General features: G+C 65.7%; 4 protein-coding genes. 3 read left to right on the top strand and 1 reads right to left on the bottom strand.

All coding sequences use genetic code 11. The features are described 5' to 3' along the window. Positions 1-500 precede the first annotated feature (500 nt). The 3 genes from VFP86_18950 to VFP86_18940 are packed head-to-tail and all read left to right on the top strand — an operon-like array spanning position 501 to position 4,746. Positions 501-2,111: an ABC transporter substrate-binding protein gene (locus tag VFP86_18950; GenBank protein HET9001728.1), complete on the top strand. Its 1,611-nt coding sequence runs from the start codon at positions 501-503 to the stop codon at positions 2,109-2,111. Positions 2,112-2,125: 14 nt separating this feature from the next. After that, on the top strand, positions 2,126-3,562 hold the full coding sequence (locus tag VFP86_18945; protein HET9001727.1) for a M20/M25/M40 family metallo-hydrolase: 1,437 nt from the start codon (positions 2,126-2,128) through the stop codon (positions 3,560-3,562). Between the two features lie 2 nt (positions 3,563-3,564). Next, on the top strand, positions 3,565-4,746 hold the full coding sequence (locus tag VFP86_18940) for a pyridoxal phosphate-dependent aminotransferase (protein HET9001726.1): 1,182 nt from the start codon (positions 3,565-3,567) through the stop codon (positions 4,744-4,746). A gap of 42 nt (positions 4,747-4,788) precedes the next feature. On the opposite strand, the gene VFP86_18935 is transcribed toward VFP86_18940, so the two are convergent. Beyond that, positions 4,789-5,248: ABC transporter permease (locus tag VFP86_18935; protein HET9001725.1), on the bottom strand; the 460-nt coding region annotated here is incomplete at its 5' end.

The raw sequence follows: 5,248 nt of genomic DNA, 5'->3' as shown, positions 1-5,248 counted from the left end.
TAAGGCCGCCGAGACGGCTGAGTCATTCCAGCTTCGTGCATACGATGCCGTCCACTTGGCATCAGCGTTGACTATCGCTGCTCGTCTCGAAACACTGGTAGTGTTCGCGTGCTGGGATGCCGGCCTCGAGGCGGCGGCCCGCCGAGCAGGACTTCAACTGCTTCCTCGTTAGGTACCTGTAGCCAGATTCTTCTGGGTCCGATGACCATCAGGCAAATGCTGATTCTCATTGGGGCACCCTTGGGGCATGCCCGCCACCGTCTGGGATTTTAGTCGATCCCTTCCGCCTCAGAAGTCTCGGTTTTGTGCAGGTTCTGAGACTCGAGAGACTCGCCGGCTTGCGGGAGATTTCCTGAAGACGTCCTCGGAATGTGCAGGTCAACGGTTCGAATCATGGCCACGCCTTGCGCCGAAAGGAGCCGGATCTCGTATTGCTGAAGTAGCCATAGTTTGTCGGGGGTGACGCGAAGATGGCTCAGTCCCCTCACTCGAGGCAGTCAATGACTCGCCGGGATATCCTCCGGGAGGGAGCGCGAGGTGTCCTCCTTGCAGCCGGGGCCGGTCTGCTAGACGTTCATGAAGCGCTTGCCGGACCGGCGTCCGCAGAGATTGTGCTGAGCGTCGGCACGCTCCTCAACATCAAAACGCTGGACCCCGGACGAACCCTGGAGAACGCGACCAATAACGTTGACCATGTTACGTATGATACGCTCGTCACGTTTGCAGGCGAAGACGTGACCACGATCAGGCCGTCGCTCGCCACACGCTGGGCGATCTCCCCAGACGGGCTGACGTACACGTTCACGCTTCGTCCAAACGTGAAGTTCGCCAGTGGGAACCCGTTCACCTCAGCCGATGTGAAGTGGTCATTTGAGCGCCTGATGCATATCAAGGGGAACGGGGCATTCCTCCTCAACGGCCTGGACGCCATCATGGCGCCCAACCCCACGACGGTCGTGATGAAGCTCAGCAAGCCGGTCCCCGCGCTCCTTCCGATCCTCACGGATCCTGCGCTGAGCCCCGTCGACACCAAGCTGGTCATGCAGAACGGCGGTGACGCCAGCGCGGACGCCAAGGAGAAGGATACGGCGGAAGCGTACCTCAATGCGCATTCCGCGGGCACCGGACCGTTCATGCTGGCGAGTTACACGCCCAACCAGGAGCTCGTGCTTGTCAAGAACCCCACGCACTGGCGCGGGGCGCCGAAGCTCGACCGTGTGGTGCTTCGCAACGTCGTTGAATCGGGGACCCAGGCATTGTTGATCGAGAAAGGCGACCTTGATATCGTCGTGGGGATCGGGGCGGACCAGGCACGAAAGCTGCGCAACGTGCCCGGCGTGACGGTCAAGTCCAGCCTGGCTTTGAATGTCGTCAACGTCGTCATGAACAACAACCCGCAGGTGGGAGGCGCGTTCAGCCATCCGAAGGTCCGGCAGGCGGTCCGGTACGCCCTTGACTACGTCGGGATCATGGCGCTCACGGGACCGGGCTCCGTTCGAGCCGCGGGGGTGATCCCCACGAACCTCCCGGGGGCGCGTCCCCCGCGCGAGGCGGCGAAGACCGACCGCGACCGCGCCAAAGCGCTCCTGAAAGAGGCCAACCTCGGGGACATCGAAGGCACGTTCATCTTCTCCAGCACGATCGCCGCGTACGGGGTGGACGTCAGCGTGCTTGCCCAGAAGGTCCAGCACGATCTCGCCGCCGTCGGCATCAAACTCAAGCTCAACGATTTTCCCTACACCGTCCAGGTCCAGATGTCGCGGGACGGAAAGATCCCCATCGGCATCGGGGGGTGGCTGGCCGACTACATGGACGTGAGCGATTACCTCGTGTTCCTGCCCGGGCGCACCGTCGGCAAGCGCCTGGGATGGTTCTCCGACTCGAGCCCGGAGGCACAGGAAATCGTCAAGCTCGGGGAGACGGCGGAGGTCGAGACGAACCCCACCAAGCGCGTGGCGCTTTATCAGGAGGTCGACCGCCGTATCGCCGAGGCGGGCCCGTTTGTGCCGCTCTACCAGCCGGCGGTGCCGTACGCCTTTCGATCGAACGTGCGCGGGGTCACGTACACGACAGGCTGGTACACCGACTACTCGACGATCACCAAGTCTTAGCGAGCGAGGAAGCCATGGTCGAGCCGGCCGCGGCGCTGCCCGCGGGATTTTCGCGCGTCTTGGGACACATTCGGGCATCCCGGGAAAGATACGTCGAGGTCCTGCGCGATCTCGTGCGCATCCCCAGCGTCACCATGGACATTCCCCAGTGCCACGTCGCCGCCCAGTACGTTGCAGACGCCATGGAGGCCGCCGGCTTGACGGTCCGGGCGGATCCCATTCCCGGCGCCGGCCCGACGCTCTTCGGGCGCGCCCCCTCCGATCCGCGCGGGCCCGCGGTGATTGGGTACGCGCACTATGATGTCAAACCCGCAGGCGATCGCTCCGCCTGGACGTACGATCCTTGGGGCGGGGAGGTCCACGATGGCCGAATGTACGGCCGCGGAGTGGTGGACAACAAGAGCGGGAGTCTTGCGTTCGTCTTCGCGGCCGCGGCCTGTCTCGCGGCGGAGGCGCTGCCGGTCGACCTCCGCCTCGTCATTGAGGGCGAAGAAGAGACCGGATCTGCCCATCTCGAGGAGTGGGCGCTCGCCCATGCCGCAGACCTCGATGGAACGGAGGGGATATTTTGCCTGGACGGGGCTGCCGAAGCCTCCACGCTCCTGCCCCGGGTCGATCTCTTCGGCAGAGGCATTCTGTACGTGGAGCTTTCCGTGGAAACCGCGGGCGAGGATGTGCACAGCAGCAGAGCCGTCCTCGTCCACGACGCCGCCTGGCGCCTGATCGAGGCCCTGCGGACTATCAAGGACGTCGGGACCGACCGGGTCATCATTCCTGGGTGGATGGATGACCTGGCCGCGCTCACCGAGGACGACTGGGAATACTTTCGCGACAAGGCGCGCGATCTCGATCCGGAAGCGCTCCGCAGGCAGCACGGGCTGCGGCGGGAAACGTTCCCCGGTGGAAGGACGGGGGAGGATCTCATTCGGGCGCTCTATGTCGAGCCGACGTGCACCATCTGCGGTCTGTGGGCGGGCGAAACGACGCCCGGGGTGCTGATGACCGCAGTACCCCGCCGCGCGAGCGCGAAACTGGACTTCCGCTGTCCGCCGCGATTGGACGCCGGCCGCCAGATCCAGAAGCTTCGCTCGCACCTCGATCGCAGCGGCTTTGAGGACGTTGCGATCCGCGTGCTCTCGGCGCGGGGACAGACGTGGCACACCTCCCATACCGCCACGTTGGTGCAGGCCATCCGGCAGGCCGGCGCCGACGTCTTCGGCCAGGGCTGGGTGGCCGGGCGGCGCGGTCCGACGGCCGAAGGCGTTTTTGCGCAACACCTCGGCATCCCGCCGGTCCTCACCGGATTTGCGAATCCTGACTGCCGGATTCACGCGCCCGACGAGAACCTCGACCTCGAGTACTACGTCAAGGGCATCGAATATACCGCGGCCATCTTCTTCCGCCTCGCGGAGGCGAGGGTGGGGCGGACCCGCAAAGGAGGAGATCGTTGAGCGTGACTCCGGAAAACACCCTGGCGGCCCGTGCGGCGAAGCGCGCCGTTCAAACTCGCTCCGGCGATCGGGAGCGGTTGCTGGCGATGGCGCAGGGCCGCCGCGATCTGCTCAGCCTGGGACGCGCGGATCCCGACCTCCCGACCCCGCCGCATATCGTCGAGGCGGCGAAGCGCGCCCTGGACCAGGGCGCAACCCACTATACGCACTGGCAGGGGCGGGGGGATCTCCGCGAAGCGGTGGCAGAGAAGTGCCGGCGCGATTACGGCGCCGAGGTGCACCCCGACCAGGTGATCATCACCGCCGGTTCGCAGGAAGCCATGTACGTGACGTTTCAGGCCCTGCTCGACCCGGGCGACGAAGTGCTGCTCGCCGATCCCCACTATACTTCCTACTCGCGGGCGATCCGTCTCGCCGGCGGGATTCCGGTCTGCGTCCCCACCCGCGAAGCCCGAGCGTTTGTCGTCGATCCACATGAGCTGGAAGCGCGAATCTCACCGCGCACCAAACTGATGGTTGTGGTGTCCCCGGAGAACCCCACCGGGGCCGTGATCCCTGCCGAGACCATCGCCGAGCTGGCTCAGGTGGCCCTGCGCCATGATCTGCTCGTGGTGGCCGACGACATCTATGAGCGGTTCGTGTATGAGGGGCCGCCGCACGCCAGCATCGCCGCCGTTCCGGGCCTCGCCGACCGGATCATCATCATCAACGGGTTCAGCAAGACCTACGCGATGACCGGCTGGCGGATCGGCTACATGGTCGCCCCGCGCCCGCTGATTCCGGCGATGGAAGTGATCAAGCACACGCTCACCATCTGTGCCCCGGCGGTGTCTCAGGCGGCCGGACTGGCGGCGCTGACAGGCCCGCAGGAGTGCATCGACGAGATGCGGCGCGTCTACGCGGACCGGCGGCGGATTCTCCTCGACGGGTTCGAGCCCATGGGTCTGGGCGGACGGTGGTCCCGCGGCGCCCTCTATGTCTTCGCGCGGGTGCCCGCGACGGGGCAGAGCGGGTATGAATTTTGCGCCCATATCCTCACCGAGGCCAACGTCCTGATCTTCCCGGGGACCGCCTTCGGCGACGGCCAAGGATACGTTCGCGCCACGCTGCTGCAACCGGCCGAGAAGCTGCAGACGGTCGTTGCGCGCATGGCACCCGTGATCCAGGCGCTACAGCACAGATAAGCCGGACGCGATCGGGGCCCCATGCCCGGCGGATTCCGGCGGCTAGCGGTTTCGGAATCGCGGGTCCAGAAAGTCCCGCAGGCGGTCGCCCAAGACATTGATCGGCAGGACGAAGCTGAGGATGGCGAGGCCTGGAAACGTGCTGATCCACCACTGGTCCAGGTAATTGCGGCCGGCGGCGACCATCGACCCCCACTCCGGGATCTGCGGCGGCGGCCCAAGCCCCAGGAAGCTGAGCGACGCAAACGTCAGAATGGCCCGCCCCACATCCAGGGTGCCCAGAACGACAATGGCGGAGACCGTCCCCGGCAGTAGATGGCGGACCAGGACCCGCACACGAGAGGCGCCCAGCGCGTGCGCCGCCTGGACGTATTCCCGCTCCCGCAGGGAGAGCACGAGCCCTCGCACATAGCGGGCGTAGGTGGGCCACCACGCGATCATGATCGCGATCATCGCGTTGCGGATGCCGGCGCCCAGCGCTGCGGTGATCACCATCGCCAGG

It is taken from the genome of bacterium, from assembly GCA_035703895.1.
GTDB lineage: Bacteria > Sysuimicrobiota > Sysuimicrobiia > Sysuimicrobiales > Segetimicrobiaceae > Segetimicrobium.
This window is presented reverse-complemented; position numbering and strand designations above follow the sequence as displayed.

What these genes read in the sequence shown, in the direction of transcription:
- VFP86_18950 (HET9001728.1), top strand. Translation starts at nt 501, where the DNA reads ATGACTCGCCGGGATATCCTCCGGGAGGGAGCGCGAGGTGTCCTCCTT.
- VFP86_18945 (HET9001727.1), top strand. Translation starts at nt 2,126, where the DNA reads ATGGTCGAGCCGGCCGCGGCGCTGCCCGCGGGATTTTCGCGCGTCTTG.